This is a genomic window from Streptomyces niger (assembly GCF_000718305.1).
In the GTDB taxonomy this organism is placed as follows: domain Bacteria; phylum Actinomycetota; class Actinomycetes; order Streptomycetales; family Streptomycetaceae; genus Streptomyces; species Streptomyces niger.
In genome coordinates, this window is record NZ_JOFQ01000039.1 from 1 (window position 1) to 14,598 (window position 14,598).

Consider the following 14,598-nt stretch of genomic DNA (forward strand, 5'->3'; position numbering starts at 1 on the left):
TCTGCACGCCGGGCGAGACAGCGAAAGCCAGGCCGGTCACCAGCTGCGCCAGCCCCTTCCACGCCTGCCCCGCAGCATCCCAACCATCAACACCCACCAGGGTGCCCAGCCCCTTGAGGGTCCCCCAGATCCCGTCGACGACGATGCCGTCCCACGCGAAGGACTTCACCCAATGGCCGACGTCGTACCAGTGGTGCTTCTGCTCCACCGGATCGCCCCACGGCACCTTCGCGTTCTTCAGATCCTCCGCCTTGAAGCCGTACTGGTGCTCCTTCTTCGAGCCGTCCCCGGCCACCATCTTCGGGCCGTTCCACAGCGCGACGATCTTGTTGTAGCAGGTACGCTCCGCCGCCCAGAACGCGGCGACGGTGGCGTTGACGTCGTCGCGAATCCGATTGTGCTCGGCAATCAGCTCGTCGTCGTAGTCCGCGTCGTCATCGTCCTGGTGGTCCCGGATGAAGGCTTGCGCCTGCTTCTTCAGGTCCTCCAGCTTGGTCTTCAGCGGCCGGATCTCCTCCGCGTAGTCCGCAAGCGCCGCGGCAACGGTCTCCAGATCATCGGCGAAGGCATCAGCCCGGTCCTTCACCGGCTTGGTCGTGGCGAAGAGCTGCTCGGCCTCCGGAGCCTTGTAATACGCGGACAGGCCCTGGAAGTGGGAGTGGACGTCCGCGCCGGTGGAGCGGATGTTCGCGGCATCCTTCTTCAGCGCCGCATAGTCCTTCTCCAGCGTCCCCAGGTGCCCGGTGTACTGCGGAATCGCCTCCGGCTTGAGATGAATCTCCACCCGGCTACACCCCCCGCTTCCGCGCAGCCCGGCCCATCCCCCGGGCCGCCGTCCACGACCACATGTGCCGCCCCGTCACTCCGAACCCCCGCGGCTCTACGCCGATACGTTCCTGCAGCTGCTGTTGCCGGCCGCGCCCCGATCGATGGGGAAGGAACCGCAGCTCCCGGTACACGGCAGCCCGACAGGTCCCGTCGAGCCACACGCGCAACACAGCTAGGTTGTCATATTCACTCATGGCGCTTACCGGGGCAATCACCATCGAAGGCGCTGGGGGGGAGGGTCATGCTCTCGCCTACCGGTGAGGGGGCCGACCGGCCGGCCCTTGACCGCGGACCTGCCGCGGCGAGCAGCGAACTAGACGGGCGGCTCCCCGTCGTTCCGCACTCTCAGGAGTGCGCCTCGGGCCAAGCCGAGCCGGGCCGGGGTTGGAAGCGGTGGAAGTCCTCGAGCTGTCACGTCCCCCTCCTCAACGACGCTCTTCTTACTCGCGACGCTCGCCGGGCTGATGCGCCCTCCAGTGCTGCAGGGCGTACGTTCAGCGCGGCCGTCCTTGCCTCTGCGGCCAGCAAGCTCGTAGTGCCCTCGCGGACCGACCTTCGTCGAGCCCGGCAACACCATCACCTACTCGCTCTGCGTCCCCGCATTCCTCGTCCACGGCCTGACCTTCGCGGAGAGCTACGCGTATCTTGACGACTGGGTGCTCGGGGAAATCATCGGCCTGAACGAATCCAGTGCCCTCCTCCACAAGATGCTGAGCAAGAAGCTGGCCGTCAGCCACGGACCCGTTCACGGTCATTGCAAGCCTTCCCACGGTCGGGGACCTGCGCTGTAGCCAGCCTCCTCACCGAGGTCCCATCGATGGGGCACGCTGCGCTTGCGTTGGTTGTGTCGGGTTGCGAGAAAAACAGATGGCCAGGCCAGACTGATGTGATCACCTGCAGGCGAGCTCCGCGGCGCAGGGCATGTCATGACCGACGATGCGTGAACCGACCGCGGATGGCACGCAATACCGCGCTCGATGGGATGGTCTCCGAGCTGTCTACTGTCGCGGGCAGCCACCTGCTCGGCATTCGCCAGACCACGACACACCTGGGCAAGCCGCCATGGCACTGGCACGGATCCAGCTGCCCCGGAGCTCGGCAGCTCCAGAACCCGACCCAGAGCCATCCCCATGAACCGCGCCTACGCCCGGGCGGTGACAACTTGGAGCCCCTGCTAATGGTCATACCTCGCTACTGACTTTGTGGGCGTGATGACGTCAAACCACGGGGTGGCCGCGTCGGCACCAGGTGCGGTAGTAGGCGGCGTCATCGAGAAGCCGGCTTCGTCCTCGAAAACGAGGTAGGCCCCGAGCGCGCCGCGGCGTTTCCACCTGCGGCCATGTGTCCTTCACCCATCCGATGATCACCTTCTCGTCACGTTCGAGCGCTCTACGGGCCGGCACCTGGTGGCTCCATCCGTGCGACGCAGCATCTGCGCGACGGTCGAGAGCGTGATCGTCTTGTGGAACCGGCGTCCGATCAGCGTCTTGATCCGGGCCAGGATCCAGGTCTGATCGTCCCAACCGTGCGCGACCGGCCCCTTGGCCAGTTCCTCCTACAGCATCGCGAACAGTTCCTCGCTCAGCTTCGGCCGGGCCGCTGAGCCTTTCGAGCGCAGACCTGTGTCCCCGGTCTCCTGACTGGCCCGGCGCCAGCGTTGCACTGACCGCACACTGACCCGCAGTTGCTTGGCCACTTCCGCGTTGCCCAGTCCCGCGGCGAACATCCCAGCCGCCTCCAGACGGAGGCGCTCACGAGATGCCAGCCGCTCGGCGCTCAGCACGCCGCCTTGCGGATACCTCATAGTCGGGGCATACCGCGTCAGCTGCCGCCTCTCGCCCCACCACGACATCACGCCCACAAGGTCAGTAACGATGACCGCAGAGCGCTCAGTAGTACGGTAGCCAGATCCATTTGGCACACACCCGAAGTCCAGCGGCAGATCGACTGATGTCCAAGCGCCACCAAACCCAAGAGAGTGCACCCCCATTTGGTGCGGCCGAATTTCTGAGCTACAACATCACCCAGTCGAAGTCCTGAGGCGGGAAAACGAAGCGTCTCAGGGGATTGGGGTGAACATTGGCCAAGCTCATAGACAAGGGCGCCACCGCGACTGGAAAGCGGTGGGTGGTTCGTTACCGGGAGCCGGGCGGGCGTACCGCGCGGCAGCGCGAGAAGTCGTTCGACCGTAAGCGGGACGCTCTCGACTTCGCCACGAAAGTCGAGAACGACAAGCGCGAGAACACGTATGTCGATCCGACAGCCGGCCGCGTCTCGGTCAGTCAGTACGCCGAGGGCTGGCTCGCATCGAAGGTGGGCGCCCCCGGCACCCTCGTCGGGTACGAACGGATCATGCGCCTGCACGTGCTGCCCCATGTGGGGAGCAAGCCGATGGCCAAGGTGACCGCGGCCGATGTCGAAGCGCTCTTCGCTCGCTGGCGCCAGGCCGGTGCGAAGCCCAACACCATTGCTTGCCGTCGGATTGTGCTCTCGGGCCTCTTCTCTCACGCCGCACGACACAAACGAATCGCGACGAACCCCGTCAGGGAAGCAGAGGCACCACAGAACCCTGTGGTCTCCGTCGACGAACGGGCGTTGCCGAGCTTCGAAGAGATATCTGCCATAGCTCAGAAGATTGGGCCGCGACTTGAGCCGTGCGTCTGGCTCATGGCCTGCTGCGGCCTCCGGATCGGCGAGTCCCTCGGCGTGTTCCCCGAAGACATTATCGACGGAACACTTCGACTACGTCGGCAGGTCACTTGTGTCAGGGACACACGAGGAAAGTACGTCGCCCAGTACACGCCTCTCAAGCATCGCTCGGAGGGAGAATGGCGCGATATTCCGGCCCCGGCCATTCTCGATGCGTTTCATGAGTTCTTGCCCGTACGGAGTGCCCGCGGCGGGATGACTCATCCTGGCTTGGTCCGGAAATCTTGGGACGCAGCGATCGCCCGGCTCGACCTTCCTCTTTACAAGCCGCACGACCTTCGGCACAAGTGGGCGACCATCACGCTGAGCAACGGGGCTGCCCTCCACGAGGTCTCCCGGTGGCTCGGCCACCGGTCCGTCAACGTGACCGCAGACCTCTACGGCCACCTCACTCAGGACGGTCGCGAGCGCTGTCGCCAGATCATCACGTCGAGCTTCGCCCAGCACGTTCCCGCTCGGCCAGCAAGCCCGGCGACACCTGGCGCTGGCTCGGTGCTGAGTTCGTGCTGAGTTGCGCTCTGCGGGCGCGCCACTCGGCGCCCCTGTCGCTCCCCGCGGAGCGGCTTCAGGAACCACGCCGTAGCGGGCGCCGTTCCCTCTTCACCTCCCCGCATCGACAGCCAGCCCCCTCCTGACCTGCGACATTTCCCGAGGGTTCCGCGCGGTTCATCAGGGTAAGCACCGATCAGAGGCTTTGGTCAGCCGCTACCCACCACTCGCGAGGCGAGTCGGCCACGCACGCGGTTGCCATGGCTGATTCCAATCGGAAAGATTTGGTGCAGAAAAAGTCCCTGTGACGTGATCGAACCACATGTTACTCACGGGTTCATGTCCGGGGTTCTCCGAAGTAGCCCGTTTTCGGCGGATGACCTGGGCCTATGGCAACGGTTCGGACGTTTGGCAGCCACTGCCGTGAGACGGTTTCCGTGGGGTACGGTCTCGGCGCTGCTAGGAGCACCACGAGGAGCGGGTCATTGCGCGAGTACTCCGTCCCCCCACTGGCGACGGCGCCCCGTGTCGGTGGTCTGGCGGACGCCATTTTCGAGAACGCCGAGTCCGGCCCCGAGCGGATTGCGCTCAGCCGTAAGGACGACGCGGGACGCTGGGAGGACGTCAGCGCCGCGCGCTTCCGCGACGAGGTGATGGCGCTCGCGAAGGGACTACTGGCACAGGGCGTACGGTTCGGCGACCGCGTCGGGATCATGTCCCGGACGCGGTACGAATGGACGCTGTTCGACTTCGCCCTGTGGTCGATCGGCGCGCAGCCCGTGCCGCTGTACCCGACCTCCTCGGCCGAGCAGGTCTTCTGGATGCTGCACGACTCGGCCGTCTCGTCCTGCCTGGTCGAGCACGAGGACCACGCCATGACCATCGGGTCGGTCATCGACCGGCTGCCGCACCTGCGCCTGCTGTGGCAGCTGGACGCGGACCCGGTCGCCGAGCTGACCGAGGCCGGCCGGCACATCGAGGACGACGTGGTGCACCGGCACCGCATGGCGGTCACCCCGGACGCGCCCGCGACGGTCATCTACACCTCCGGCACCACAGGGCGCCCCAAGGGCTGCGTGATCAGCCACGCCAACTTCATGGCCGAGGCCGACAACGTCGTCGAGCGGTACGAGCGGGTCTTCCACTCCAAGCCGGGCGACGAGGCGTCCACCCTGCTGTTCCTGCCGCTGGCGCACGTCTTCGGGCGGATGGTGCAGGTCGCCGCCATCCGCGGCCGGGTCAAGCTGGGTCACCAGCCGAACCTCTCGGCGACCGCCCTCATCCCCGACCTGCAGTCCTTCAAGCCGACCTTCATCCTCGCGGTGCCCTACATCTTCGAGAAGGTGTTCGCGGCGGCGCGCCGGAAGGCCGAGGCCGACGGCAAGGTCGGCCCCTTCGACAAGGCCGTGGAAGTGGCGCGGCGGTACGCCGAGGCGATGGAGCACAAGGCCTTCGGCACCGGCTCGGGGCCAGGGCCGGGGCTGCGCATGCAGCACCAGCTGTTCGACAAGCTCGTCTACAGCAAGGTGCGGGAGGCCATGGGCGGCCGGGTCCGGCACGCGATGTCGGGCGGCTCGGCGATGGAGCGCCGACTCGGCCTCTTCTGGGAGGGCGCGGGCGTCACCATCTACGAGGGGTACGGCCTGACGGAGACCACGGCGGCCGCCACCGCCAACCCGCCGGAGCAGACCCGTTTCGGCACGGTGGGGCTGCCCATCCCGGGCACGACCGTGCACATCGCGGACGACAACGAGATCTGGGTCCGCGGCGGCCAGGTCTTCCAGGGCTACCTCAACAACCCCAAGGCCACCGACGCCACGCTGCACGACGGCTGGCTGGCCACCGGCGACCTGGGGCAGCTGGACGAGGACGGCTATCTCACGATCATCGGCCGCAAGAAGGAGGTCCTGGTGACCTCCGGCGGCAAGACGATCTCGCCGGTGCCGCTGGAGGAGCGGGTGCGGGCGCATCCGCTGGTCGCCCAGTGCATCGTGGTCGGCAACGACCGGCCGTACGTCGCCGCGCTGGTCACGCTGGACCCGGAGGCGGTGACGCACTGGCTGCAGATGCGCGGCAAGCCGGCCATGCCGCCGACCGACCTGGTGCGCGACCCGGACCTGGAGACCGAGATCCGGCGCGCGGTGGTCGCCGCGAACACGCTCGTCTCGCAGGCCGAGTCGATCCGTACGTTCCGGATACTGGCCAGCCAGTTCAGCGAGGAACACGGGCTGCTGACGCCGTCGCTGAAGCTGAAGCGGAAGGCGATCGAGACGGCGTACGAGGCCGAGGTGGCGGCGCTGTACGGGTGACGGCGTACGGGTGGCGTCGAATCTTTCCGCGCGCGGGAATGCATGAATCCGGTTGATGGTTGGATCTTGTAGAACCTGTACGCCGACCAAAGGATCGATTCGCTCGTGAGCAAGGTCCCCCACATCACCCTCAACAACGGCGTCACGATGCCGCAGCTCGGCTTCGGCGTCTGGCAGATCCCGGACGACGAGGCGTTCACGGCTGTCGGCCACGCCCTGGAAGCCGGGTACCGCAGCATCGACACCGCCGCGATCTACGGCAACGAGGAGGGCACGGGGAAGGCCCTCGCCGCGTCCGGCATCGCCCGTGACGAGCTGTTCGTCACGACCAAGCTGTGGAACTCCGAGCAGGGTTACGACTCCACCCTGCGCGCGTTCGACGCCTCGCTGGCCAAGCTCGGCCTGGACTACGTCGACCTGTACCTGATCCACTGGCCGCTGCCGGCCCGGGACACCTACGTCGACACCTACAAGGCGTTCGAGAAGATCCAGGCGGACGGCCGCGCCAAGGCCATCGGCGTCTCCAACTTCCAGCCCCCGCACCTCCAGCGGCTGCTGAACGAGACCTCGGTCGTCCCCGCGGTCAACCAGATCGAGCTCCACCCCGAGCTCCAGCAGGCCGAGAGCCGCGCCTTCCACGCCGAGCACGAGATCGCCACCGAGGCCTGGTCGCCGCTCGGCCAGGGCAAGGGCCTCCTGGAGAACGCCACGATCGGCAAGCTCGCCGAGAAGCACGACAAGACCCCCGCACAGGTCGTGCTCCGCTGGCACCTCCAGCTCGGCAACGTCGTCATCCCCAAGTCCGCGACCCCGTCCCGGATCAAGGAGAACTTCGACGTCTTCGGCTTCGAGCTGGACGCCGACGACATGCAGACCCTCGCCGGCCTGAACGCCGACAAGCGCCTCGGCCCGGACCCCGCCACCTTCGACGTGGCCTGAGCCGAGGGCTCATACCGACGGCGCCGCCGTCCGCCAGTGGGTGGACGGCGGCGCCGTCGTTTCCGGGAACGCCCCGGTGCCGGCGCCACGAGTGCTCCGTTCGGATGGACTGGCGATCACTCGCGAGTAGACGGAGGACGATGCGGCAAAGTCCGTAGCGATACGCGCACACATCACATGAAACATGGAGGAATCATGCGTATTCGTACGGCACTCGCCGCGGCCGCGCTGGCTGCCGCATCACTGGTGGGCAGCGCCGGCCTTGCCGCAGCCGCCCCTGCCCATGACCCTGGAAACTTCGTCATCACCCCTGTCAACCAACTGGCAGATGGCAACATCCCGCCCTGCTACCAGGACCTCTACGCCACGCCGTCCGCGACGATCTGCCACTGACCGCTTGGGCACGTCCCGGGCGAGCCACATCAAGGCGGACTTCAACGCGGCCCGAGCCGCAGGCTCGGACAGACGGCGCCGCCGGCCACCAACGGGTGGACGGCGGCGCCGTCGTCGGTTCGGTGGGTCAGCTTTTGTTGATGCCGTTGTAGCTGAGGATGGGGACGTCGCTGAGGTTGATGAGCGGCGTTGTCGCGCCCTCGGCGGCGTCGGCGGCGGTCGCGGTGGAGGTGTCGGATGCCGTCGAGGGCGGGGGCGCTGCCGTGGCGGCACCCGCGGCGCCCAGGACGACGAGGGCCGAGAGTACGGTCGCGGTGACCGCTGTGCGCACACGCATGATGCTTCTCCTTCGGTCGGATCGTCACTTCCTTGACCGGGTGGGCATCTTTGATAACCAACACACTGCGCGGTCCACTCGAACAGCCGCGATGGAGGCTCGCGCGCCACTCCTTCGCCCGAACTGTCATACGATCTACGGCAGTCGAAGGAGCGAGGGGGCGAGGGTGTCGCGGCGGGGGAAGCGGTGGCTGGTCGTGGGGTGGGGCGCGCTGGTGATCGGCGCGGGCGGGCTGACGCTGTGGCTGAACGGCGGGACTGACGCACCGTCACAGCGGCCGGAGCCGGAGTTCGGGTGGTTCCCCATGTCCCCAGAGCCCTCCCCGGTGTCATCCGAACCCTCCCCGGTGTCATCCGAGCCCGCCCCGGTGGCTCCCGATTTCTCCCTGGAGGAGCTGCCCACCGGAGGCGACACCGCGGGTTGACGGTGCGTCAGCCGGGGTGGCCGGTCACTCCGCGCGGCCCGCGTGCACCGTCTGGGCCGAGAGCAGGAAAGCGTCGGGGCGGTGCGCGATGCCGGCCTCGTCCTCGGGGTCGGTCAGGCGCGCCAGCACCGCCCGGTCCGCCTCGTCCAGCAGCTCGCCGTACCGCTCGGCGGCGTGGGCCAGCCGGCCCGCCACATGGTCCCGCGCGTCGCCCGCGAGCGGTGCCGGCAGGTCGAGGAGGAAGGTGCGGCTGCCGGTGTCGCGCAGGCCGGCCGCGGCCAGCAGGGCGGGCCAGTCCTCGGCCGTCTCGTGGTGGTCCGGCAGCGCGGCGCGCATCCGCGCGAACCACTCCTCCTGCGCCGCGTCCATCCGGGCCTGCAGTCCGGGCCGCCCGATGCCGATGTCGCGCGGCAGCACCCGGTCCGGCAGCCCGCCCTCGGCCACCGCGAGCACGCCGCCGGGGCGCAGGCGTCCGGCCAGCAGGGACACCGCCGCCGCCTGGTCGCCGACGTGGTGCAGCACCTTGCTCGTCCAGATGAGGTCGGCCGTGCCGAGCCCTTCGAGGCCGCCGGGCAGCTCGGCCTCGTAGGTGCGGACCCGGTCGGCCAGGCCGAGCCGCGTGGCGCGGTCCCGTACGCGGGCCAGCAGCTCCGGCGCGGGGTCGACCGCCACCACCTCGGCCTCGGGGAACGCGTGGGCCAGCAGGCAGGTGAGGACCCCGGGCCCGGAGCCGACGTCCCACAGGCGGCGGACGGACACCGTGCCGGACGCGTGTTCCTCCGTACCGCCCAGGAGCGTGCGCAGCCAGTCGGCGGCCTGTACGTACATCGGCGTGGCGATCTCGGCCTGACGCTCCAGCAGCGAGGCCTGCTCGGCCCAGTCCACGTCCGTGGCGTCGTGGCCGTGTCCGTGCCCGTGCCCGTGTCCGTGCGCGTGGTGGTGCGGGGTGTCGGTCATGGGGCGAGCCTCCGATACGGCGGGCCGGAGAGCAACCACCGTCGCGGGGCGCTGCCGGATCCAGCAGGGGCGAGGGCCGCTCAACGGTCCGTCACCGTGCCGACCGGGACCGCTCAGGCCAGGTCCGTCACCGTCACCGTGACCGCGAGCGCCGCCACGCCGTGGTGTTCCGGGCCCTCCGGCGCGTAGGCGCGCCGGACCGCGGCCAGCACCTCCGCGCGCACCGCCCGGGCGACGTCCAGCGCCCGGTGGCCGCGGCGTACGGCGAGGTGGATGCGCAGCCGCCACCGGCCCGGCTCGTCGTCCGGCTCCGCGCGGACGCCCGCGACGCGCGGCTCGTCGGCGGCGGCGAGCAGCGGCACCGTGCCGCGCACGAGGTCGCCCAGGCCGGGGCGGAGGTACGCCACGCCGGGAGTGTTGCGGGCGGCGTCGGCGGCGGTCCGCTGCAGGAGCGCCCGCAGTTCGCGGTCGGTCCTGCCCCGCCCCTCCGCCTGTTGCGCACCGCTCATGCCGGCTCCTCCCCCGACTCGTCGATGAGGTCGACGATCCGCACGTCGACGGCGGAGACGGTCACGCCGACCGCCTCGTCGGCCGCCGCGCGCACCCGCCGGCGCACCTGCTCCGCCAGCTCCGGCAGCTCCCACCGCAGACCCGCCTCGACCTCCATGCTCACCGTCATCGGGCCCTCGGGCGCCGTCAAGGCCACCCGGCAGCTTCCGGCGTACACCGCGGGCAGCGTCTCGGCCGCCGCGCGGAACGCCTTCGCGGCCGCCGCCTCGGTGATCCAGACGTCGTCCGCCGGCTCGCCCAGCGGCAGCGTGCGGCCGGGCCGCAGCTCGGTCCTGACCAGGTCCATGACGCGCGCCGTGAGCCGCTCGGTGGCCGCCGCGTCCGCCGCTTCGGCGGCCTCGTCGGCGGTGCTGTCCCGGGCCTCGCGTACGTAGTCGTCCAGCACGCCGAGCCGCGTCAGGGCTTCCTGGCAGTGCGGGCACCCGGCCGCGTGCGGGTCGTCCGGTGTCTCCTCGGCCTTCTCCCAGACTTCCGAGAGCGTGCGGCCGCAGGGCAGCGCCGGATCCTCTTCGTACGCGTCGTCGCCTAGCGCCATGAGCTCATCGCCTCCGTCAGATGGCGGCGGGCCCGGAAAACCCGGCCGCGTACCGCCTGGTGCGTGCTGCCGACGATGTCTGCGATCTCGTCGTAGGGCAGCCCCTGCAGTTCGCGCAGGACCCAGCACGCGCGCTGTTCGGGAGTGAGCCCCTGCATCGCGTCGCCCAGTGCCCGGACGGACGCGCGGGACTCGGCGGCGCGGACCGGCGACGAGGCGTGCTCGGGCGCGGGCGGCTCGGGGACCGAGCCGAGGTCCTGGGTGGGGCGGCGGGCCCGCAGGACGTTCAGGCAGCGGTTGGTGACGATGCGGTACATCCACGTCGAGAACGAGGCGTCGCCGCGGAACTCCGGGATCCGGCGCCAGGCGTTGACGAACGCGTCCTGCACGGCGTCCTCCGCGTCGGTCCTGCTGTTCAGGATCCGGGTCGCCAGGCGCAGCAGCGACGGGCCGTGCCGCCGTACGAGCACCTCGAACGCCCCCTCGTCCCCTTCCGCGGCCCGTGCGGCCAGGAGGCCATCGCCGGGTTCGGGCACCCGTCCGCTCCTCTCCGTCCGTACCTCGGAACATCCGTGCCAGGCATCACTGCCCCGGGGCCCATTGGGACACGCCTGGCCGCCGATGTCCCGGTACGGCACGCACAAACCGCTCCGATTACGCCCATTATCCGATCCTTCGCCCGGCACCGCGGCCCCCGCGCGGTACGGAGAAGCCGCAGGACGGGGGAGGATGGGGCCTGGCCGGAAGAAGACGGTCCGTACGGAAAGGAAGACCAGCACGATGGAGGTCGGCGATGAGCGCCGGGTGCCCGGGCAGCAGACGCCGGAGCGAGCCGCACCGGGCACGGAGGCGGGGCGCTCGATGCCGGGCTGGCGCCAGTGGCGCACCGCCCTGCGCCGTACGCCGTTGTCGGTGTGGAACGACGACCTGACGGACTGGGCCGCGAGCCTGACGTACTACTCGGTGCTGGCGCTGCTGCCCGCCATGATCGTGACGGTGTCGCTGATCGGGCTGGCCGATCCGCCCGCGACCGGGGAGCTGATCGCGCACATCAGCGCGCTCGCCCCGGCCCAGTCCGGCGCCACGCTGCACCGGGCGCTGGCGTCCATGTCCCACCAGCGGACCGCCGCCTGGCTGGTGGTGGGCGGCGCGACGGTCAGCGCGGTGTGGTCATCGTGCAGCTACCTCGCGGTGTTCCGGCGGGCGCTGCACGCCATGCACCGGGTCAAGGACGACCGGCCGCCGTGGCGCAAGGCGCCGCGGATCTTCTTCACGGCGCTGGTCTTCCTCGCCTCGCTGATCGCCAGCGCGGTGGCCCTGCTGGTCAGCGGGCCGCTGGCCCGGGCGATCGGCCGGGCGGTGGGGCTGGGCCGGGCGGCCGAGGCGACCTGGAACGTCGTGCAGTGGCCGCTGCTGCTGTGCCTGGCGACCGTGCTGGTGCTGGTCCTCTTCCGGTCGGGGCCGCCGGCCTCGCGCGGGGTGCGGCGCGGCGCGCCCGGCGGCGTCCTCGCGGTCCTGCTGTGGCTGATCTCCTCGGCGGGCTTCGCGCTCTACGCGTCCGCCGTCGGCACCTTCAACCGGCTGTACGGTTCGCTCGCCGGGCCGGTGGTGTTCCTGATCTGGCTGTGGTTCTCCCACCTGTCCCTGCTGACCGGCGCGCAGTTCAACGCCGAGCTGACGCGGGCGGCGCCGCAGCTCGCGCGGGGTCGGATCAATGCGCCCCGTGGCCCGCTGCGACGGCTTCGATCCGCTGTGCGAGGACGAAGTCCCGGTCGGTGATCCGGCCGCCGGCGCTGTGCGTGTTCACCGCGACGGCCAGGGTGTTGTAGCCGAGGGTCTGTTCGGAGTGGTGGCCCAGTTCCTCCTGGATCTGGGCCACGTGCACGACCATCGCGGCAGCCGGCAGGTGGCTGTCGAAGCGGTACGTGCGGGTGAGCCGGTCCTCGGCCACCGACCAGCCGGGCAGCTCCGCCAGCCGGTCCTCGATCTCCTTGTCGGTGAGCGGGTCCACCTGACCGTCCATGTCTGCCGCCTCTCGGCCGTCGCGTGCGTACGTGCGTTCCAGCTTTTCCCCCACCCTCGCACGCCGAACCCGCAATCGCGCCAATGTGTGCGCGGCCGGTGGGGCCGGGGTCAGCCCTCCTGGCGCGCGGCGACCAGCGCGGCCACCCGCTCGACCGCGAAGGCGTAGCCCTGGACGCCGCAGCCCGCGATGACGCCGTCGGCGCGGTGCGAGACGTAGGAGTGGTGCCGGAACTCCTCGCGGTGGTGGATGTTGGAGATGTGCACCTCGATGACGGGGATCCCGTCGCAGGTGTTGAGGGCGTCGAGGATGGCGACCGAGGTGTGGGAGTACGCGGCCGGGTTGATCACGATGCCGGCGTGGGACGTGCGGGCCTCGTGGATCCAGTCGACGATCTCGCCCTCGTGGTTGGACTGCCGGCAGTCCACGGTGCCGCCGTGCGCCGCCGCGGTCCTGGCGCACAGCGCCTCGACGTCGGCGAGGGTGTCGGAGCCGTAGATCTCCGGCTGCCGCTGGCCGAGGAGGTTCAGGTTGGGGCCGTTGAGGACCAGGATCGGGGCGGTGGCGAGGGTACGGGGCATCGTGCTCTCAACTCTCCGTTCGGTACGGCGCTGTCAGGGCGCCAGTATCCCCTTCGGCGCCTCCTCGGCAGCCGCGGGGGCCTCGGCGGCCTCCCGCTCGCGCACGGTGCGGCGCGCCCGCATCCACGCGTAGACCAGGATGCCGGCGAAGAGGAACAGCACGCCCTGGTAGATCGCCGCGTACCCGGCGCCGGCCACCAGCCAGAAGGTGAAGCCGAAGGCGACCAGCGCGAGGATCAGGTCGCGGGCGAAGCGGCCCGGACGCACCTCGTCGCGGCGCCCGGTCAGCAGGTAGTAGACCTGCGCGGCGGCGGCGAGGAGGTAGGGCACGGTGGCCGAGAAGGTGGTGATCAGGACCAGGATCTCGAAGACGCCGCCGGCGCCGGAGACGTAGTTGATCACGGTCAGCGCGCTGGCCAGGATCGCCGAGGCGAGCACGCCGAAGGTCGGCACGCCGCGCCGCTTCTTCTGGAAGGCGGCCGGGAAGAGGCCGTCCTGCGCGGCGGCGTACGGGGACTGGGCGCTCATCAGCGTCCAGCCGTTCAGCGCGCCGACGATGGAGATCACCGCGGCGGCGGCGACCAGCATGCCGCCCCAGTGGCCGCCGAACATCACGTTGATGGCGTCGGAGAACGGCGCCTTGGAGTCGACCAGCTTGTCGTGCGGGACGGTGCCGAAGACGGAGACCGTGCCGAGGAGGTAGACGACCGCGGCACCGACGACGCCGAGGACGGTGGCCCGGCCGACGTTGCGCTGGGGGTTGCGGACCTCGCCCGCGCTCATCGCGGCCGACTCCAGGCCGAGGTAGCTGTAGAGGAGGAAGGCGGCCGCGGCGGACAGCCCGCCCAGCGCGCTGCCGCTGCCTGCGTTGAACGAGCCGAGGTTGTCGGCGTCGAAGAAGAACAGCCCCGCGATCGCGATGAAGAGCAGCGGGATGAACTTCAGGACGGTGGCGACCAGCTGGACGGCACCGACGTAGCGGGTGCCGGCGAAGTTGGAGATCGCCGGAAGCCAGAGCGCGGCCAGCGCGACGGTCAGGTCCACGCCCGTGGAGGCGTGGCCGGGGAAGAGCACGTGGACGTAGCCGACGGCCGCGACGGCGAGTGCCGCGTTGCTGACCCAGGCCATGGTCCAGTACGACCAGGCGGACAGGAAGCCGGCGAAGTCGCCGAACGCCTCACGGGCGTAGACGTACGGGCCGCCGGTGTCGGGGTGGCGCTGTGCCAGCCGCCCGAAGACCAGGGCGAGCGCGATGGCGCCCAGGGTCAGGACGCCGAAGGCGACGAGGCTGACGGTCCCGAACGGGGCGACCGAGGCGGGGAGCAGGAAGATGCCGCCCCCGATGATGTTGCCCATCACCAGGGCGGTGGCGGTCCCCAGACCGAAGCGGCGGGTGTGCCGGTCGTGCATGGCGCGTGGTGGCTCTCTCTTGTGCTCTGCGCCCGAGGTCGCCGGACGCCCTGCGCACCGGGGCCTGTGTCCGGCGCCCGGGCGCGCCGCGCCC

The 14,598-nt window shown here is 70.1% G+C and carries 13 protein-coding genes and 3 pseudogenes; 6 read left to right on the top strand and 10 right to left on the bottom strand.

Annotated elements, in window-relative coordinates; all coding sequences use genetic code 11:
- Positions 1 to 784: pseudogene (locus tag IF20_RS35835) on the bottom strand (ADP-ribosyltransferase); the annotation flags it as partial.
- A 589-nt stretch (positions 785 to 1,373) separates the two neighbouring features.
- Between IF20_RS35835 and IF20_RS40345 the strand changes: the two are divergent.
- Positions 1,374 to 1,499: pseudogene (locus IF20_RS40345) on the top strand (lipoate--protein ligase family protein); the annotation flags it as partial.
- A 549-nt stretch (positions 1,500 to 2,048) separates the two neighbouring features.
- Here IF20_RS40345 and IF20_RS35840 read toward each other — a convergent pair.
- Positions 2,049 to 2,632 (bottom strand): annotated as a pseudogene (locus IF20_RS35840) (helix-turn-helix domain-containing protein); the annotation flags it as partial.
- A 275-nt stretch (positions 2,633 to 2,907) separates the two neighbouring features.
- Here IF20_RS35840 and IF20_RS35845 point away from each other — a divergent pair.
- The 4 genes from IF20_RS35845 to IF20_RS39640 all read left to right on the top strand — a co-directional run bounded on the left by IF20_RS35845 (position 2,908) and on the right by IF20_RS39640 (position 7,667).
- Entirely contained in the window at positions 2,908 to 4,047 is a 1,140-nt protein-coding gene (locus IF20_RS35845; RefSeq protein ID WP_199896914.1) for a tyrosine-type recombinase/integrase, read from the top strand.
- 464 nt (positions 4,048 to 4,511) lie between these two features.
- Positions 4,512 to 6,335, top strand: a complete 1,824-nt coding sequence (locus IF20_RS35850) for an AMP-dependent synthetase/ligase (protein ID WP_052869637.1) — start codon at positions 4,512 to 4,514, stop codon at positions 6,333 to 6,335.
- Positions 6,336 to 6,440: 105 nt separating this feature from the next.
- Complete coding sequence (locus IF20_RS35855; RefSeq protein WP_052869638.1) at positions 6,441 to 7,274, top strand: aldo/keto reductase; 834 nt, start codon at positions 6,441 to 6,443, stop codon at positions 7,272 to 7,274.
- Between the two features lie 195 nt (positions 7,275 to 7,469).
- Positions 7,470 to 7,667 carry a hypothetical protein gene (locus IF20_RS39640; RefSeq protein WP_199896915.1) on the top strand — a complete coding sequence of 66 codons (198 nt, stop codon included), beginning with the start codon at positions 7,470 to 7,472 and terminating at the stop codon, positions 7,665 to 7,667.
- A gap of 127 nt (positions 7,668 to 7,794) precedes the next feature.
- On the opposite strand, the gene IF20_RS35860 is transcribed toward IF20_RS39640, so the two are convergent.
- The 5 genes from IF20_RS35860 to IF20_RS35885 form a co-directional block, all read right to left on the bottom strand.
- Positions 7,795 to 8,004: a hypothetical protein gene (locus IF20_RS35860; protein ID WP_052869639.1), complete on the bottom strand. Its 210-nt coding sequence runs from the start codon at positions 8,002 to 8,004 to the stop codon at positions 7,795 to 7,797.
- A gap of 448 nt (positions 8,005 to 8,452) precedes the next feature.
- Positions 8,453 to 9,385: a class I SAM-dependent methyltransferase gene (locus IF20_RS35870; protein ID WP_052869641.1), complete on the bottom strand. Its 933-nt coding sequence runs from the start codon at positions 9,383 to 9,385 to the stop codon at positions 8,453 to 8,455.
- 113 nt (positions 9,386 to 9,498) lie between these two features.
- Positions 9,499 to 9,894, bottom strand: a complete 396-nt coding sequence (locus IF20_RS35875) for an Asp23/Gls24 family envelope stress response protein (RefSeq protein WP_234426986.1) — start codon at positions 9,892 to 9,894, stop codon at positions 9,499 to 9,501.
- On the bottom strand, positions 9,891 to 10,490 hold the full coding sequence (locus tag IF20_RS35880) for an Asp23/Gls24 family envelope stress response protein (protein ID WP_052869642.1): 600 nt from the start codon (positions 10,488 to 10,490) through the stop codon (positions 9,891 to 9,893). Before IF20_RS35880 ends, IF20_RS35875 begins: the two co-directional genes overlap by 4 nt.
- On the bottom strand, positions 10,481 to 11,026 hold the full coding sequence (locus tag IF20_RS35885) for an RNA polymerase sigma factor (protein ID WP_052869643.1): 546 nt from the start codon (positions 11,024 to 11,026) through the stop codon (positions 10,481 to 10,483). Before IF20_RS35885 ends, IF20_RS35880 begins: the two co-directional genes overlap by 10 nt.
- Before the next feature lie 325 nt (positions 11,027 to 11,351).
- Between IF20_RS35885 and IF20_RS35890 the strand changes: the two genes are divergently transcribed.
- A complete protein-coding gene (locus IF20_RS35890) occupies positions 11,352 to 12,269 on the top strand; it encodes a YihY/virulence factor BrkB family protein (protein WP_234426989.1) in 918 nt (305 codons plus the stop codon).
- On the opposite strand, the gene IF20_RS35895 is transcribed toward IF20_RS35890, so the two are convergent.
- From IF20_RS35895 to IF20_RS35905, 3 genes are all read right to left on the bottom strand, one after another.
- Positions 12,202 to 12,513 (bottom strand): 4a-hydroxytetrahydrobiopterin dehydratase, encoded by a 312-nt coding sequence (locus IF20_RS35895; RefSeq protein WP_052869645.1) that lies wholly within the window; start codon positions 12,511 to 12,513, stop codon positions 12,202 to 12,204. The genes IF20_RS35890 and IF20_RS35895 overlap by 68 nt on opposite strands.
- A 110-nt stretch (positions 12,514 to 12,623) precedes the next feature.
- On the bottom strand, positions 12,624 to 13,094 hold the full coding sequence (gene aroQ / locus IF20_RS35900) for a type II 3-dehydroquinate dehydratase (RefSeq protein WP_052869646.1): 471 nt from the start codon (positions 13,092 to 13,094) through the stop codon (positions 12,624 to 12,626).
- A gap of 33 nt (positions 13,095 to 13,127) precedes the next feature.
- Positions 13,128 to 14,504, bottom strand: a complete 1,377-nt coding sequence (locus tag IF20_RS35905) for an amino acid permease (RefSeq protein WP_052869647.1) — start codon at positions 14,502 to 14,504, stop codon at positions 13,128 to 13,130.
- Positions 14,505 to 14,598 lie beyond the last annotated feature (94 nt).